This is a genomic window from Roseitalea porphyridii, from assembly GCF_004331955.1.
GTDB lineage: Bacteria > Pseudomonadota > Alphaproteobacteria > Rhizobiales > Rhizobiaceae > Roseitalea > Roseitalea porphyridii.
Window position 1 is genome coordinate 619,493 of sequence record NZ_CP036532.1, and the last position, 16,929, is coordinate 636,421.

Here is a 16,929-nt window from a genome sequence, read left to right on the forward strand (position 1 = left end):
CGTCTAGTCGGCCGTCGCCGCCGCTGCCCGTTTGGGCTTGTCGGCGTCGTCCTGCCGGAGCACGGCCATCAGCGCCTTGCGGATCCGTCCCTGCCGGCTTGCGTCCTCGATCTTCTGGCCGATCAGGTCGGTGACGTAGAAGCTGTCGATCACCTTCTCGCCGAACGTGGTGATGTGGGCCGAGCGGATGTCGAGCTTGAGATCGGAGATCGCCCCGGTCAGCCGCGATAGCAGCGCCGGTCGGTCGAGCCCCTCCACTTCGATCACGGTGAACCGGTTCGACAGCGTGTTGTTGATCTTGACCGCCGGTTCGACGTGAAAGGCGCTCAGCGCGCGGGCGCGCTTCTTGGTCGCCTGCACGGCGGGCAGGCTCACCTTGCCGCGCAGCACGTCCTCGATCAGCCGGCCGATGCGCCGGGCGCGGCGCAATTCGTCCTCGTCCGCCTCGAACTCACGCTCGATCTGGATGACGTCGAGGGCGCGGCCGTCGGTCGTCGTGAAGATGTGGGCGCCGTCGATCGAGGCGCCGGCGCTCGAACAGGCGGCCGCGATCACCGACAGAAGACGCGGATGGTCCTGCGCCAGGATTGTGATTTCGGTCATCGCCTGGAACGCGTCGGTGCGCACGGCGCTGGCGAGCGGCCTCGCCTCGGCGTCGGACCGGCGGATGAACTCCGCGTGTCGAACCTGATCCTCCAGATCGGTGGTCAGAAGATAGTTGTCGTAGTGAAGCCCCAGGATCGCCGCGCGCTCGGCCTCCGGCCAGTCGGCCAGCCGCTCCGAGAGCGCCGCGCGCCGGCTTTCGGCGCGGCTCTTGCGGCTGGTTTCCGAGAACCCGCCGGTCAGCGCCAGTTCCGCTTCCGCATAGAGCGTGCGCAGAAGCTGGCCCTTCCAGCCGTTCCAGACGCCCGGTCCGACCCCCCTTATGTCGCACACGGTCAGCACCAGCAGCAGCTTGAGCCGCTTGACGGTCTGCACGCGGGCGACGAAGTCCTCGATCGTCTTGCGATCGGACAGATCGCGCCCCTGCGCGGTCATGCTCATCAGCAGATGATCCTCGATCAGCCAGGCGATCGTCGCCGTGTCCTCGGGCGAAAAGCCGAGCCGCGGGCACAGCTTGCGCGCCACATCGGCGCCGGCGACCGAATGGTCCTCCGGCCGCCCCTTGGCGATGTCGTGCAGGAACAGCGCCACATAGAGGATCGCCCGGTCGTCGGTGAGCCCGGGCATCAGTTCGGCGGCGAGCGGATGATCCTCGGCCAGATTGCCCTTTTCAATGTCCGCCAGGACGCCGATGGTGCGGATCAGGTGCTCGTCGACGGTGTAGTGGTGGTACATGTTGAACTGCATCATCGCGACGATGCGGCCGAAGTCGGGCACGAACCGGCCGAGCACGCCGGCCTCGTTCATGCGCCGCAGGTTCAGTTCGGGATCGTTGCGCGAGGTCAGGATGCGCACGAACAGCGCATTGGCGTTCACGTCGGTCCGCAGCGTCTTGTCGATAAGCTTCAGCGACCGCCGCACCAGCTTGAGCGCCTCGGGATGATATTCGAGCCCGTAGCGGTCGGCGAGATAGAACATGCGGATCAGGTTTACCGGATCGCGCGCGAACACCTCGTCGTCGGCGACGTTGATGCGCTGGCGGTCGATGACGAAATCCTTGATGCCGCGGATGGTCGTCGACCGGCGCGCGAACGGCAGCGCCTGGATCAGCCCGGACAGGACCGGGGCGTTCTTGATCTCCTGCTCTTCGAGCGCGGCGCAGAAGATGCGCGTCAGATCGCCCACATCCTTGGCGATCAGGAAATAGTGCTTCATGAAGCGCTCAACGTCCTCGAGCCCCGGATGGGACTGGTAGCCGAGACGGTCGGCGAGTTCCCGCTGCAGGTCGAACGACAGCCGTTCCTCGGCCTTGCCGGTCAGGAAGTGCAGGTGGCAGCGCACCGCCCAGAGGAAGTCCTCGCACTTGACGAACAGGTTGTAGTCACGCCGGGTGAACACGCCCAGCTTGACCAGTTCGGCCCGCCGCCGCACGCGGTAGACATACTTTGCGATCCAGAACAGCGTGTGCAGGTCTCTCAGGCCGCCCTTGCCGTCCTTGACGTTCGGCTCGACCACGAACCGCGCCTCGCCCATGCGCTTGTGGCGGGCATCGCGCTCGGCCAGCTTGGCCTGGATGAACTGGCTGGCGGTGCGCGAGACGACATCCTTGTCGTAGCGCTCCATCAGTTCGTCGAACAGGGCCCTGTTACCGGTCAGGAAACGCGCTTCGAGGATGGTCGTGGCGATGGTGATGTCGGACTTCGACAGGCGGACGCAGTCGTCGATGTTGCGGGTGGCGTGGCCCACCTTCAGCCCCATGTCCCACAGCATGTAGAGCATGTATTCGGCGAGCTGCTCGCCGAGCGGGGTCTGCTTGTAGGGCAGAACGAACAGAAGATCGATGTCCGAACCCGGCGCCAGCGTGCCGCGGCCGTAGCCGCCGACGGCCGCCAGCGCAATGCGCTCGCCCTGCGAAAGGTTGGCCACCTGGAACACATGGACCAGCGCGAAATCGTAGATCGCGCCGATGATCGCGTCCTGAAGGTCGGAAAGGCGACGGGCGCAGCCATGGCCCTTGCCGTCGGCAAAGAGCTGGCGCTCGGCTTCGGCCCGTCCGGTTTTGAGCACGGCCTTCAGATGGGCGAGCACCTTCGCCCGGACATCGGAAGCGCTGCCGTCGCCGCCGGCCTCTTCGGCGATCGCCGCCAGCGCCGCCGTGATCGTCTCGGCGTCGGGCAGCGCTCCGGGGTCGGCGACGGGCTTGTCCAAGATCAGTCCTTCTTCGACGCCAGCGCCTTGAGGGCGTAGAGCGCCTCCAGCGCGGTGCGTGGCGTCATCTCGTCTGGCGAAAGGTCCGCAAGTGCCGCTTCGATAGCCGATTGCGCGGACTTTGGCACGGTCTTCTTTTGCGGCGGGGCGGCCGAGAAGAGCGGCAGGTCGTCGATCAGCGAGGCCGTGCCCTTGTCGCGGTTCTGCGCCTCGAGCTGGTCGAGCACCGCGCGGGCGCGCTCGACCACCGCCTCGGGCAGGCCGGCGAGCCGCGCCACCTGCACCCCGTAGGACCGGTCGGCCGCGCCATGGCCGACCTCGTGCAGGAAGACCACGTCGCCCTGCCATTCCTTGACCCGCATGGTGACGTTGGCCAGGCGGTCGAGCTTTTCGTGCAGCGCGGTCAGCTCGTGAAAATGGGTGGCGAAAAGCGTCCGGCAGCGATTGTGCGCATGCAGATACTCGATCGTCGCCCAGGCGATCGACAGCCCGTCGAAGGTGGCCGTGCCGCGTCCGATCTCGTCGAGGATGACGAGCGCGTTCTCGCCGGCCTGGTTGAGGATCGCGGCGGTCTCGACCATCTCGACCATGAAGGTCGACCGGCCCCGCGCCAGATCGTCCGAGGCGCCGACACGGCTGAACAGCCGGTCGACGACGCCGATATGGGCCTGGCCGGCCGGCACGAACGAGCCGGTCTGCGCGAGGATGGCGATCACCGCGTTCTGGCGCAGGAAGGTCGACTTGCCGCCCATGTTCGGCCCGGTCAGCAGCCACAGCGCGCCATGGTCCGCCCCTTCGGCGGGTGAAAGGTCGCAATCGTTGGCGACGAACGGGTCGGCGGCCTGGCGCCTGAGCGCCTGTTCGACCACCGGGTGCCGTCCGGCGACGATGCGGAACGTCCGGCTGTCGTCCACCAGCGGCCGGCAATAGCCCTGCGATGTCGCCAGATCGGCGAGCGCGGCCGAGACGTCGAGGACGGCCAGCGCGTGGGCTGCCTCGCGGATCGGGTCGGCGTGGGCGACGGCGAGCGCCCGCAACTGCTCGAAGACCGCAAGCTCGATTTCGAGCGCCCGGCCGGCGGCGTTGGCGATCCGGCTTTCCAGATCGGCCAGTTCGGTGGTCGTGAAGCGCATCGCGCTCGCCAGCGTCTGCCGGTGGATGAAGCGGCCCCTGGCCTCGTCCGTGCCGGTCAGCGCGTCGGCATTGCCGGCGGTCACCTCGATGAAATAGCCCAGCACGTTGTTGTGCTTGATCTTCAGCGACCTGACGCCGGTCTCGGCGGCATAGTCGGCCTGCAGCGAGGCGATGACGCGGCGCGATTCGTCGCGCAACCGCCGCATCTGATCGAGTTCGTCATGATGGCCGGCGCGCACGAAACCGCCGTCGCGCGCCATCAGCGGCACCTCGTCGGCAAGCGCGGTACCGAGCGCATCGCTCACATCGGCGGGCGCGTCGGCCAGCGCCGTGCGGGCCGCGGCAAGTTCGGCGGGCAGATCGGCTGACTTGAGCAACTGGTGCACGTCGCCGGCGACAGCGAGCCCCTCGCGCAGCGCCAGGAGATCGCGCGGGCCGCCCCGGTTCAGCGACAGGCGCGACAGGGCGCGCGCCATGTCCGGCAGCGCCTTCAGTTGCGCGCGCAGCCCTTCGCCCAGAAGGTCGTCGGCAACGAAGGTGGCGACCGAATCGAGCCGCTCGCCGATCGCCTGCGGATCGGTCAGCGGTGCGCGCAGGCGCCCCGCCAGTAGCCGCGCGCCCGGCCCGGTGGCGGTGCGGTCGATCGCCTTCAGAAGGCTGCCGTCGCGCTGGCCCGACAGGGTGCGTTCGAGTTCGAGATTGGCGCGCGTCGCCGGATCGATGAACAGGGTCCGGGCCGAGGATTCGCGCTGCGGGCGCTGCAGGGCGGGCCGCTCGGACACTTGCGTCTTCTCGACATAGGCGAGCGCGCCGGCGGCGGCGGCCAGTTCGGCGCGGGAGAAGTCGCCGAACCCGTCGAGCGTCGACACGCCGAAATAGTGCGCCAGCCGGTCCGGCGCGGTGGCGCTGTCGAAGATCGCCGCCGGATGCGGGCTGACGGCGCGCCCGAACAGGTCGAACGCCGGCCGGAACTCGGGATCGTGGAACAGCGGTTCGGGCACGACGATCTCGCGCGGGCCGATCCGCGTCAGGTCCGGCAACAGCCGCTCTGGCGCGGTCTCGCCGAGCCGGAACTCGCCGGTCGAGATGTCGATGAAGGCATAGGCCATCTGCCCCGAGGCGCGGATCCGCGCCAGTGCCAAAAGATAGGCGTTCTCGCCCGGTTCGAGCAGCTTGTCCTCGGTGATCGTCGCCGGCGTGACGAGCCTTGTGACATCGCGCCGGACGACCGATTTCGAGCCGCGCTTCTTCGCCTCGGCCGGGTCCTCGAGCTGTTCGCACACGGCGACCCGGTGGCCGAGCCCGATCAGCTTTTGCAGATAGTCGTCGGCGGCGTGGACCGGCACGCCGCACATCGGGATGTCCTTGCCCTGATGCTGGCCGCGTTTGGTCAGCGTGATGCCGAGCGCGCGGGCGGCGATCTCGGCGTCCTCGAAGAACAGCTCGTAGAAGTCGCCCATGCGGTAGAACAAGAGATACCCCGCATTGAGCGCCTTGATCTCCATGTACTGGGCCATCATCGGCGTGACGGCGCCGCCGGCCGGTGCCGCCGACCGGTCTTCGCCCTCTTCCGCCATGCCCCGATGTTCGCTTGCGCGTTCCATGCCGCTCCGTCGTGCGCCCTCGCGCCGGCCAGTTTATGCGTGTTTGCAGGCCGGCGCGACAGGGACTACACAGTCTTTTCCCAAACAAGCCGCGCCATTCGCCAGGAACCGTCCCATGAACAAGGCCCACCGTCCGCCGCAGTCCCCGCAGGACAAGCGCCCGGCGGTGAGCGAGCGCGAGGCGCTCGAGTTCCACGCGCGCGGCCGGCCGGGCAAGCTCGAGGTCACGCCGACCAAGCCGATGGCGACCCAGCGCGACCTGTCGCTGGCCTATTCGCCCGGCGTCGCGGTTCCGGTCAAGGCGATCGCGGAACGGCCCGAGGCGGCCTTCGAATACACCGCGCGCGGCAACATGGTCGCGGTCATCTCGAACGGCACGGCGATCCTCGGCCTGGGCAATCTCGGCGCGCTCGCCTCCAAGCCGGTGATGGAGGGCAAGGCGGTCCTGTTCAAGCGCTTCGCCGATGTCGATTCGATCGATCTTGAGGTCGACACCGAGGACATGGACGAGTTCGTCAATTGCGTGCGCCTGCTCGGCCCCTCCTTCGGCGGCATCAATCTGGAGGACATCAAGGCGCCCGACTGCTTCATGATCGAGGACCGGCTGCGCGAGGCGCTTGACATTCCGGTCTTCCACGACGACCAGCACGGCACCGCGATCATCGCCGCCGCCGGCCTGATCAACGCGCTGCACCTGACCGGCCGGTCGCTGCGCGACATCCGGATCGTCTGCAACGGGGCCGGGGCGGCGGCGATCGCCTGCATCGAACTGGTCAAGGCGATGGGCGTGCCGCACGACCATGTCATCCTGTGCGACACCAAGGGCGTCATCCATCAGGGACGCGGCACCGGCATGAACCAGTGGAAGTCGGCGCACGCGGTTGCCACCGACCGGCGCACGCTCGCCGACGCGATGGAGGGAGCGGACGTCTTCTTCGGCCTGTCGGTGAAGGGTGCGCTGGACGCCGACATGGTGCGCTCGATGGCCGACAATCCGATCATCTTCGCCATGGCCAATCCCGACCCGGAGATCACGCCCGAGGAGGTGGCCGAAATCCGCGACGACGCGATCATGGCGACCGGCCGGTCGGACTATCCCAACCAGGTCAACAACGTGCTCGGCTTTCCCTACATCTTCCGCGGCGCGCTCGACGTGCAGGCGACGACGATCAACGATGCGATGAAATCGGCCGCCGCCCACGCGCTGGCCGCGCTCGCCCGCGAGGACGTGCCCGACGATGTCGCCATCGCCTATGGCGGCACGCGGCCGCGCTTCGGGCCCGACTACATCATCCCCGTGCCGTTCGATCCGCGCCTGATCTCCGCGGTCCCGGCGGCGGTGGCCAGGGCCGCGATGGAGAGCGGCGTCGCCCGCCGGCCGATCGAAGATTTCGACGCCTACAAGGTGGAACTGTCGGCGCGCCGCGATCCGCTGGCGGCCACGTTGCAGCGGATCTTCGACCGCGTGCGGCGCCAGCCCAAGCGCATGTTCTTCACCGAGGCCGAGGAAGAGCAGGTGGTCCGCGCCGCAGTCGCCTACGTCAACCAGGGTCTGGGCACGGCGATCCTTCTGGGCCGCGAGAACCTGATCGCCGAGGCCGCCCGCAATGCCGGCGTCGATCTGGCGCGCGACGACATCGAGATCGTCAATGCGCGCCTTTCGGACCGGGCCGGCGCCTATGCCGATCATCTTTACGAGCGGCTGCAGCGCGACGGCTATCTGTTCCGTGACTGCGTGCGCATGGTCAACAACGACCGCAACATCTTCGCGGCGACCGCCGTGGCGCTCGGCGATGCCGACGGCATGGTCACCGGCGTCACGCGCAACTATGCGACCGCGCTCACCGACGTGCGCCGGGTGATCGACACGCGCCCCGGCCACCGCGTCGTCGGCGTCTCGCTCGCCCTGTGCCGTGGCCGGACGGTGCTCGTCGCCGACACCGCTGTGCACGACATGCCGAGCGCCGAGGAACTGGCCGACATAGCCGAGGAGGCCGCCGGCATGGCCCGCAGGCTCGGCTACGAGCCGCGCATCGCCATGCTCGCCTATTCCACCTTCGGCCAGCCGCAGGGCGAGCGCTCCAATTCGGTGCGCGATGCGGTGCGCATCCTCGACCGGCGGCGCGTCGATTTCGAATATGATGGCGAGATGGCCGCCGACGTTGCGCTGAACGCCGAACTGATGGCGCAATACCCGTTCTGCCGTCTGTCGGCGCCGGCGAACGTCCTGGTGATGCCGGCCTTCCACTCGGCCTCGATCTCCACCAAGATGCTGCAGGAACTGGGCGGCTCGACCGTCATCGGGCCGCTGCTGGTCGGGCTGAACAAGTCCGTTCAGATCGTCTCGCTAAACGCGCGCGACACCGACATCGTCAACATGGCCGCCATCGCCGCCTACAATGCCGGCGGATGAGCGCGCCGCGAACCGGTTCGCGTCGACCCCGTAGTAGGTCAGGTAGCGCGGGCTGATCTGCTCGACGGGCAGCACCACCAGCACATCGACCGAGCCGAACTCGTGATCGATCACCGCGCCGTCGCCGAACCGGGCGCCGAGCCGCAGATAGCCCTTGATGAGCGGCGGCAGGGCGCCCATGGCCGCCTTCAGGTCGATCGCCTCGGGCGGCATCATGTTCATGTCGACACGCACGCCATCCCGCGCCGAAACGGCCCAGGCGCCGTCGGCGCGCGCGTGGTGATGCAGGAAGGCGAGCGCCATGGCGTGGTCCTGCGGCGCCGCCCCGGCGAACGACGCACAGCCGAACATCACGTCGATGCCCGTCTGTCGGCAATAGGACCAGATGCCCTGCCACAGAAGCTCGATCGTGCGCTTGGACCGGTAGTCCGGCAGCACGCAGGACCGGCCGAGTTCGAGCAGGTGCCGGCCGGGATGGCGCGCAACCAGCGGGCCGATCTCGTAGGTCGCCTCCGAATAGAAGCTGTCTTCGCCGCCGAGCCGGTGTTGCGGCAACAGGCGATAGGTGCCGACGATCCGGTCGGCGTCGGTGCCGGCGATGCGCGAGTCCAGCACGATCAGATGATCGCAGATCGCGTCGTGGGCATCCTCGTCGACCTCGGATGCGCCGATTCGGGCGCCGAACTCCTCGGTGAAGATGCGGTAGCGCAGACGCTGCGCCGCACGGATTTCCCTGTCGCCGACGGCCAGACGGGCTCTAAGGGGCCCGATTTCGCCCAGAATGCCGACCGGTGTCGGTGTCTGCCTTTGCAGCGGACGATTATCGGCAAGCTCGGTGATGCCCATCGCACATGCCCGATTGCGTGATCCGGACGCGGATATGACCGCGCGATGACGGATGTATGACACGGATCGCGGGGCGGCGCGAGGCGGCCGGTTGCCTCAGGCGGCGCGTTCGTCCCTGACCCCGAAGAAACGCTGCAGGTGCTCGACCGTCAGAGGCTTGTGGATGACGTCCTGCGCGCCGATCGCGATCATCGCCTGGCCGAGTTCGGCGTCATCGTCGGCGGTCAGTGCGACGATCGGCAGGCGATCCTCGCCGCCATGGGCGTCCTCGTGCGTGCGGAACAGGCGGATCGCCTCGGCGCCGTCGAGCACCGGCATGTGCACGTCCATGAGCACGAGGTCGAAGGGAGCGTCGGGCGCGCTCATCTTCTCGAAGGCCTGCTGCCCGTTCTCGACGACGGTGACGAAATGGCCGGCCCGTTCGATGATCTTGGCGGCGAGCAGCGCGTTCACCGGATTGTCCTCGGCGAGCAGCACATGGCCGGTCCGCAGCGGCACCAACGGCTTGCGCGGCTCCGGCGCGAGGCGCCGGTCGGCCGCCTCGGCCTCCACGGCGCGCCGGAGAACGCGGAGAAGGCTCGTCTCGCGCACCGGCCGGGTCAGGAAGGCGTGGCCGGCCGCCTTGAACTGGGCGCCCAGCGTGCCGCGCTCCTGCGGCTCGATCAGGATGACCGCATGGGCGCCGTTCGCCGCCACCCGGTCGGCAAGATCGAGCGCCCCGGTCAGGTCGCGTTCGAGACGGCTGTCGATCAGGAGGGTCGCGCCGCTTGCGCGCCCAATGTCCTCGACGGCCGCAAGCCGGTCGGCGGCGCGCGTGACAGCGCCGCCATGGGCGGCGATCGCGCCGGCCAGCATGTCCGCTTCCGAGCCCTGGCGCATGTAAAGGCAGAAGCGGGTGCCCGAGAGCGCATCGGTCTCCGGATCGACCCCGAGCGCGGGATCGATGCCGGCCGGAACGCGGATGTCGAAGCGCGTGCCTTCGCCCCTTCGGCTGCTGCAGGCGATCGTGCCGTCCAGCCGGTCGATGATCCGCTTGGCGATGGCGAGACCGAGCCCGGCGCCCTCGTGCCGCCGCGCCAGGCTCATGTCGACCTGCTCGAACGGCTCGAAGATGGTCGCCTGCTTTTCGGGCGGCACGCCCGGGCCGGTGTCGGTGACCGAGACGGTCAGATCATGCGCGCGCCCGCCATCGGCCGACGGGGCGTGACCGATCGCCACCTCGACCCCGCCCTCGGCGGTGAACTTGATCGCGTTGGCGACGATGTTGAACAGCACCTGCCTGAGCCCCTTGGCGTCGGTGCGCAGCGTCAGCGGGATGCCCGGCGCGATCGTGTAGCTCAGATCCAGGCCCTTTTCGTGGGCCCGGCCGGCAAGCAGTTCGATCACGCCGCTGGTCAGAGCCCGCAGATCGGTGTGGCTGAAGGCCGGCGCGCTGTTGTCGACGCCGCTGCGGCCGAACTCGAGCAGATCGTTGACCAGCAGCATCAGCGCCTCGGACGACGATGTGATCGCCTCGACATAGTTGCGCTGTTCGGCGGTGAGTTGCGTGTCGGCGAGCAGCTTGCCCATGCCGACGATGCCGTTCAGCGGCGTGCGGATCTCGTGGCTGACGATCGCCAGGAACTGCGATTTCGAGGTCTTGTCGTCGCTCATGTCGCTTGCCTTCCACCGAACGGAACCTTCCGTCCGCCGGAGGGTACGCGGCCATGGTTATCAAGCCGTTGCGATGGAAGCTGCGATTTGCCACGACGGACCGATCGCCGGGCAAGGCGGCCTCAGCCCGCCATGTCGACCACCACGCGGCCGCGCACCCGGCCTTCGAGAATGGCGTGGGCGGTGTCGATGATCTCGCCGAAGCCGATCGTCCGCGACAGGGCTTCCAGCTTGACCATGTCGAGATCCTCGACGAGCCGCGCCCAGGCCTGTTCGCGCAGCGCCCGGGGCGCCATCACCGAATCGATGCCCAGAAGCGACACGCCGCGCAGGATGAACGGCGCGACGGTCGTCGGAAGGTCCATGCCCTGGGCGAGCCCGCAGGCGGCGATCGCGCCGCCCTGCATCGTCTGCGCCAGCACGTTGGCGAGCGTCACCGAACCGACCGAATCGACGCCGGACGCCCAGCGTTCCTTGCCGAGCGGACGTCCGGGCTCGGACAGTTCGGCCCGGTCGATGATCTCCGATGCGCCGAGCGAGGTCAGGAACGCGCTTTCGCTGGTCCGGCCGGTCGAGGCGATGACCTCGTAGCCGAGCTTGGACAGGACCGAGATGGCGACCGTTCCGACACCGCCGTTGGCGCCGGTGACGATTGCCGGGCCGCGTTCGGGCGTGATGCCGTGCCGTTCGAGCGCCAGCACCGACAGCATCGCGGTGTAGCCGGCCGTGCCGATCGCCATCGCCTGATGCGGGGTCAGCGCGTCCGGCAGCGCGATCAGCCAGTCGCCGTTGACGCGGGCCAAGCCCGCATAGGCGCCGTAATGGGTCTCGCCGACGCCCCAGCCGTTGAGGATGACCTTGTCGCCCTCCTTCCAGTCCGGATGCTCGGAGGCGGCGACCGTGCCGGCGAAATCGATGCCGGGGATCATCGGCCAGCGGCGCACGACGGGCGACTTTCCGGTGATGGCGAGGCCGTCCTTGTAATTGACCGTGGTCGCCTCGACGGCGACGGTGACGTCGCCTTCCATCAGTTCGGCGTCGGTCAGTTCGGCGATGTCGACATGCTGGTTCTTGTCGTCGTCGCGCGAGACCAGGATCGCCTTGAAGGTTTGCGCCATCATCATCTCCCCGATTGGTCGTGCCCGAAGGTGCAGCGGGCGTCTGCCCGCGTCAATCGGCCTTCCGGCCCGACCGCCACTGCAGCAGTTCGTCGAGGATCACCAGCCCCGCCCCGACGGTGATCGCCGCGTCGGCCAGGTTGAAGATGGCGAACGACCAGCCCGGCGTGTGGAAGAGGAAGTAATCGATCACATGGCCGTACAGGACCCGGTCGATCAGATTGCCGATCGCCCCGCCGATGATCAGCGCAAAGCCGAAATGGGCGATCACCCGTTCAGGCGGGCTGGAGACCCAAAGCCAGGTCACGAAGGCCGACACCGCCACGCTGATCGCGATCAGCGGTCCGGCGCCCAGGCCCGACAGCATCGAAAAGGCGATGCCCGGATTGTAGGTCAGGAACAGGTCGAGGAAGGGCAGCAGCGCGATGCGCTCCTGATAGTCCATCAGCTGCTCGACGCCGATCTTGATCGCCTGGTCGATGGCGACTATGGCGCCGACGGTGGCGATGGCGGTCGGCAGGCGCTTCATGACCGTGCCCCGTCTGAGATCGGAAAGGCGTGCCGTCGCGCCTCGTAAAGGCACAGCGCCGTGGCGACGGCCAGATTGAGCGAATCGGCGCGCCCGGACTGCGGAATGCGCACCAGCGTCGTGCACATCGCGGCGAGATCGCCGGGCAGCCCGGCCTGCTCGTTGCCCATCAGGAGCAGGATCGGCCCTTTTTCATAATCCGGCACGCGGTAGTCGACCGATCCCTCGAGATGGGTGCCGACGATCTGCCCGGGCCACCGGCCGGCGAAACCGGCGAAACGGTCCGTGTCCATGCGCGCCAAGGGCACCGCGAAGATCGAACCCATGGTGGCGCGCACCGTCTCGGTGGAAAACGGATCGGTCGTCTCGCCGACGAGAATCACGCCGCTGGCGCCGCCCGCATCGGCGGTGCGGATGATCGTGCCCAGATTGCCCGGATCGCGCACGCGGTCGAGCGCGATCCAGACATCGTCCGGCCCCGGCGACAGGCGCGCCGGATCGGCGAAGCGCCGTTCCAGAACGCCGGCGACCATCTGCGGATTGTCGCGCCGGGTGATCTGGCCGAGCACGCGTTCGGGCACGATGATCACGTCCGCCCCGAGCGCGACGGCCCGCGCGGCGAGCTTCGTCACCGCCTCGTTGTCCCTGGCCGAGGCGGCATGGATCAGCGTCTTCAGCCTCCAGCCATTGTCGATCGCATCGATGATCAGCTTCATGCCTTCGGCGAGGAAGCTGTTTGTCTCCTCGCGGTGCCGCTTCTTTTCAAGCAGCCTGATCTGCTTGACGATCGGGTTGGCGGCGCTCGAGATTTCCTTGACGCGGCCCGGCGCGCCGGCGGGCCTGTTCATGATGCGCGCTCCGGCGTCCAGCGGCTGAACATGGAGGTCGACAGCGCCCGTCCGGCCGCCTGTTCGCGGATGATCAGTTCGCCCGATTCGACCCGGCCTTCGGTGCCGAACCCCGTCATCGCCTCCATCATCGCCTCGTGCACGGCGAACATCGAAGCGCGGATCGCATAGGCGGTCAGCACCATCATTACCGGCCGGTCCGAAAGGATCGCGCGGCAGCCGTCGAGCAGGTCGGGCAGATGGTCGAAGAGCTGCCAGACCTCGCCGGCCGGCCCGCGCCCGTAGGCGGGCGGGTCGGCGAGGATGATGTCGTAATCGTTGCCGCGCCGGCCTTCGCGCAGGACGAACTTCATCGCGTCCTCGCAGATCCAGCGGATCGGCCGGTCTTCAAGGCCGGCATGGGTCTGGTTCTCGCGCGCCCAGCCGATCGCCTTCCTGGACGCATCGACATGGGTGACATGGGCTCCGGCGGCCGCCGCGACCAGCGAGGCGACACCGGTATAGCCGAACAGGTTGAGCACCTTCAGCGGCCGGTCGGCGGCCTCGATCGCGCCGCGCATGGCGCGCCAGTGCGCCGCCTGTTCGGGGAACACCCCGACATGGCGGAACGAGGTGAACCGGCCGAGATAGCCGACGCCGTCGAAGGCCATCGGCCAGGTTTCGCCGCGATCGCCGCGCGCAAAGCGCCAGCGGCCCATGCCTTCCTCGTCGGTGTCGCCGGTGAAGATCGCATCGACCGCGTCCCATTGCGCCTCCGGCAGCGCCTTGCCCCATATCGCCTGCTGTTCGGGCCGCACCAGCGTGAGCGGGCCGTAGCGTTCGAGCTTGAGCCCGTCGCCGGTGTCGAGCAGCGCGTAATCGGCGTCGGCCTCGGTCTGAAGGATCAGCGGCACGGTCTCGGCCGGACGCGCGCCGGAACGCCGTTCGCGCGGCGGACGGGCCCCGACCGCCACATCGGTCGTCGCTTGCGCATGCTTGGGCTTTGGCCGGAAGCCGGACCGGTCGGCGCGTGACGCCCCGTCGCGGCGCTTGGCCTCGCCCCGGGGGCGCGCCTGCGGCCGCTTGCTGCGGCCCTTGGGGGCTCGGTCCTTGCTCATGACGGCGGATATGTCCGGTTTGCGCGGTCTTGTGAAGGGCGTGCCGTCAGAGCCCGCACCGTTCGGCGATCAGCGACGCGGCCGCCAGATCCTCGAGCGATGCGCCGGTCGACTTGAACAGCGTGATCTCGTCGTCCGATGTCCGCCCCCGGTGGTCGCCGCTCGTCAGTTCCATCAGTTCGGCGCGCACATGGCCGCGTTCGATCAGTCCGGCATTGATCGGCTGGACCAGATCGCCGCCCTCGTGCAGCGCCCCGGCATAGGTGTCGACGAACAGCGTCGCACGCGTCACGCAGGCGTCGTCGCTCTCGCGCATGTGTGGCGTGAACGCGCCGACCAGATCGACATGGGTGCCCGGCCGCAGCTTTTCGCCCCTGATCAGCGGCTCGGTCGACAGCGTCGCGCAACTGATCACGTCGGCCGCGCCGACCACCGCGTCGAGACTGCCGGTGGCGGCCGCCTCGGCCTTGTGACCTTCATCGCGCAGTGCCGCGGCCAGCCGGTCGGCGCCCTCCTGCGACCGGTTCCAGACCAGAACGTGCTGATAGGGGCGGACGCTCAGATGGGCGCGCGCAAGAAACGGCGCCAGCGCCCCCGCGCCGACGATCAGCAGCGTGTCGGGCTCGGCCGGCGCCAGATAGCGCGCGGCGAGCGCCGAGGCGGCCGCCGTGCGCCACAGCGTCAGCCGGGCGCCGTCGATCAGCGCGACCTGTTCGCCGGTCGTCTTGTCCATCAGGATCACCGAAGCCATCACGGCGGGCAGGCCGCGTGTGCCGTTGTCGGGCGTCACGGCGACCAGCTTGACCGCCATGTGTCGGTCGTTCCAGGCCGGCATCAGCAGCAGCGTCTGGTCGTCGGCCTCGTTGTTGGCGATGGTGTGGTGATGGCGCGGCGGCGCATGGACGCCGCCGCGGAACGCCTCGGCGAGCGCGTCGGTCAGCGCCGGGAAGTCGAGCGCCGCATCGACATCGTCGGCGGAGATGATCCTCATCAGCGCTGCAGGACGAGCGACTGGCCTGTCGTGCCCTTGTCCTGCCCGGACTTGCGCTTGGTCTCCTCGACCTCGTAGCGCAGCTTCTGCGCTTCCTTCTTGAACGTGCGCTCCTGCTTGCGGTGCTTGCCCTGGGTCAGCCAGGTGCCGACGCCGCCGCAGACCACACCAAGCGCCAGCGCGCCGAACAGCCACACGAACAGGGGCGCTTCGTAGGTCAGCGCCGGGTTGCCCGGATTGAACACGTCGATCGAGAGCGGCACCATGGTGCGGTTGGCGACCGTCAGGGCGATCAGCACGATCGCCAGCGGGATCAGGATCAGGACGTTGAATATGCGGCGCAGCATGGGCGGCTCGGCGGTTCGCTCCGGGTCCGACCTACTTAATGCCGTTCAGCCGGTTCCGCAATTCCTTGCCGGTCTTGAAGAAGGGGACCCACTTCTCCTCGACCATCACCTTTTCGCCGGTGCGCGGATTGCGGCCCTCGCGGGCGGGTCGGTTCTTGACCGAGAACGCGCCGAAGCCGCGCAGTTCGACGCGGTTGCCCTCGGCCAGCGTTCCGCTGATCTCGTCGAGCACCGCGTTGACGATGTTCTCGACATCGCGCTGGTAGAGGTGCGGATTGCGGTTGGCGATGATCTGCACGAGTTCGGACTTGATCATGGGAGCGCTCGCGGGCTTGCGGTCACCGGTCACTGACGCCCGGCGGGAACAGGCCGTCAGCGTGCCAAAGCGAGATCAGACCGTCAAGGAAAAGCCTTTGTTCGAGCGCGTTTGCGACGACCGGGCCGGGACCGGACAGGCCGAGGCCTGACGCGACGTTCCGCGCCACCGCCGCCAGCGACAGCCAGCCGATGTTCTCCTCGCGCCGTTCCCACTGGATCGTCTCCAGATCCTCGTCGACGCCCTGCTCGGTCAGCCAGGCGCGCGCGGTCTCCTCGCCGCCGAGCGCGTCGACGAGCCCGTTGTCGAGGCTGATCCGGCCCGAATAGACCGAACCGTCGGCCAGCCGGTCGATCGTTTCGGCATCGAACCCGCGCCGGTCGGCGACAAGGTCCTTGAACCACTGGAAACTGTCGAGCACCAGTTCGCGCAGCATTTCCTCGGCGCCTTCGGGCGGTTCGCCGAAGAAGGAGGGCTCGGCCTTCAGCGGCGAGGACTTGATCGCCCGTACGTCGATGCCCCAGTCCTCGAGCAGGCCCGTGAAGTTCGGATATTGCACGATCACGCCGATCGAACCGACGATCGAGGAATGGCGCGCGACGATGTGGTCGGCGGCGATCGCGGCCATGTAGCCGCCCGATGCGGCCAGCGTCTCGACCTGCGCCACCAGCGGCTTGTCCTCGGCCAGCTTGCGCAAGGCGACATGGACGGCCTCGCTTCCCGCCGTTGTGCCGCCCGGCGAATCGATCCGCACGATCACAGCCTCGACGCGCTCGCTCTGCCGGACCAGTTCGATCAGGTCGAGGGTGCGCTCGTCGCCGGTAATGGTGCCGGCGATGTCGATGCGGGCCACGTGCGGGCGGGTCTGCTCGCCGAACCGGTCGCCGCTGAACCTGGCGGCGACGCCGATCAGCAGCACGACAATGATCGCGGCGCTGACGATGCGCCAGAACGTGACCTTCCGGCGCAGGCACTGCCGGTCTATGATGTCGTCCGCGCGCAACGGTTCCATGAGCTTTTCATCTCCGTTCGTGCTCCGGCGGGCACCGAGTAGCACATCCAAAAACGACCACAATGGGAAACTATGCGCAGCCGCACGGGAATCCAGCCTGCCGAAAGTCACCTCGGGCAGGATCGGACGCGTCGGTCCCGTATGGCGACGAGCCGCGCCGTGCGGCGGGGCAGGGAACGGCGCGACAGGGCGACAAGGGGCCAGGAACCG

Annotated in this window: 13 protein-coding genes; 1 reads left to right on the plus strand and 12 read right to left on the minus strand. The window is 68.3% G+C overall.

Annotation, left to right across the window (positions count from 1 at the left end; translation table 11 throughout):
• Positions 1-3: 3 nt before the first annotated feature.
• Both E0E05_RS02890 and mutS read right to left on the minus strand, forming a co-directional pair.
• A complete protein-coding gene (locus E0E05_RS02890; protein ID WP_131615350.1) occupies positions 4-2,811 on the minus strand; it encodes a [protein-PII] uridylyltransferase in 2,808 nt (935 codons plus the stop codon).
• Positions 2,812-2,813: 2 nt separating this feature from the next.
• Positions 2,814-5,522 carry a DNA mismatch repair protein MutS gene (gene mutS, locus E0E05_RS02895; protein ID WP_244598037.1) on the minus strand — a complete coding sequence of 903 codons (2,709 nt, stop codon included), beginning with the start codon at positions 5,520-5,522 and terminating at the stop codon, positions 2,814-2,816.
• Positions 5,523-5,664: 142 nt separating this feature from the next.
• Here mutS and E0E05_RS02900 point away from each other — a divergent pair, with 142 nt between their 5' ends.
• Positions 5,665-7,962 (plus strand): NADP-dependent malic enzyme, encoded by a 2,298-nt coding sequence (locus E0E05_RS02900; protein WP_131615352.1) that lies wholly within the window; start codon positions 5,665-5,667, stop codon positions 7,960-7,962.
• Here E0E05_RS02900 and olsB read toward each other — a convergent pair.
• The 10 genes from olsB to sppA all read right to left on the minus strand — a co-directional run bounded on the left by olsB (position 7,897) and on the right by sppA (position 16,719).
• Positions 7,897-8,808 carry a l-ornithine N(alpha)-acyltransferase gene (gene olsB / locus E0E05_RS02905; RefSeq protein ID WP_131615353.1) on the minus strand — a complete coding sequence of 304 codons (912 nt, stop codon included), beginning with the start codon at positions 8,806-8,808 and terminating at the stop codon, positions 7,897-7,899. The genes E0E05_RS02900 and olsB overlap by 66 nt on opposite strands.
• A gap of 96 nt (positions 8,809-8,904) precedes the next feature.
• On the minus strand, positions 8,905-10,461 hold the full coding sequence (locus tag E0E05_RS02910) for an ATP-binding protein (RefSeq protein ID WP_131615354.1): 1,557 nt from the start codon (positions 10,459-10,461) through the stop codon (positions 8,905-8,907).
• Positions 10,462-10,583: 122 nt separating this feature from the next.
• On the minus strand, positions 10,584-11,579 hold the full coding sequence (acuI, locus tag E0E05_RS02915; RefSeq protein WP_131615355.1) for an acrylyl-CoA reductase (NADPH): 996 nt from the start codon (positions 11,577-11,579) through the stop codon (positions 10,584-10,586).
• Between the two features lie 52 nt (positions 11,580-11,631).
• Positions 11,632-12,108 (minus strand): signal peptidase II, encoded by a 477-nt coding sequence (gene lspA / locus E0E05_RS02920; RefSeq protein WP_131615356.1) that lies wholly within the window; start codon positions 12,106-12,108, stop codon positions 11,632-11,634.
• Complete coding sequence (locus tag E0E05_RS02925) at positions 12,105-12,956, minus strand: TrmH family RNA methyltransferase (RefSeq protein ID WP_131615357.1); 852 nt, start codon at positions 12,954-12,956, stop codon at positions 12,105-12,107. Before E0E05_RS02925 ends, lspA begins: the two co-directional genes overlap by 4 nt.
• The gene (locus tag E0E05_RS02930; protein ID WP_131615358.1) at positions 12,953-14,053 is read right to left on the minus strand and encodes an RsmD family RNA methyltransferase; all 1,101 of its coding nucleotides are present in this window, start codon (positions 14,051-14,053) and stop codon (positions 12,953-12,955) included. Before E0E05_RS02930 ends, E0E05_RS02925 begins: the two co-directional genes overlap by 4 nt.
• A 46-nt stretch (positions 14,054-14,099) precedes the next feature.
• Positions 14,100-15,044 carry a bifunctional Delta(1)-pyrroline-2-carboxylate/Delta(1)-piperideine-2-carboxylate reductase gene (gene lhpI / locus E0E05_RS02935; RefSeq protein ID WP_131615359.1) on the minus strand — a complete coding sequence of 315 codons (945 nt, stop codon included), beginning with the start codon at positions 15,042-15,044 and terminating at the stop codon, positions 14,100-14,102.
• Complete coding sequence (locus E0E05_RS02940) at positions 15,044-15,391, minus strand: lipopolysaccharide assembly protein LapA domain-containing protein (protein WP_131615360.1); 348 nt, start codon at positions 15,389-15,391, stop codon at positions 15,044-15,046. The genes lhpI and E0E05_RS02940 overlap by 1 nt, the downstream gene beginning before the upstream one ends.
• A gap of 31 nt (positions 15,392-15,422) precedes the next feature.
• Positions 15,423-15,707, minus strand: a complete 285-nt coding sequence (locus E0E05_RS02945) for an integration host factor subunit beta (RefSeq protein WP_131615361.1) — start codon at positions 15,705-15,707, stop codon at positions 15,423-15,425.
• A gap of 22 nt (positions 15,708-15,729) precedes the next feature.
• Positions 15,730-16,719 carry a signal peptide peptidase SppA gene (sppA, locus tag E0E05_RS02950; protein WP_131615362.1) on the minus strand — a complete coding sequence of 330 codons (990 nt, stop codon included), beginning with the start codon at positions 16,717-16,719 and terminating at the stop codon, positions 15,730-15,732.
• Between the last annotated feature and the right edge of the window lie 210 nt (positions 16,720-16,929).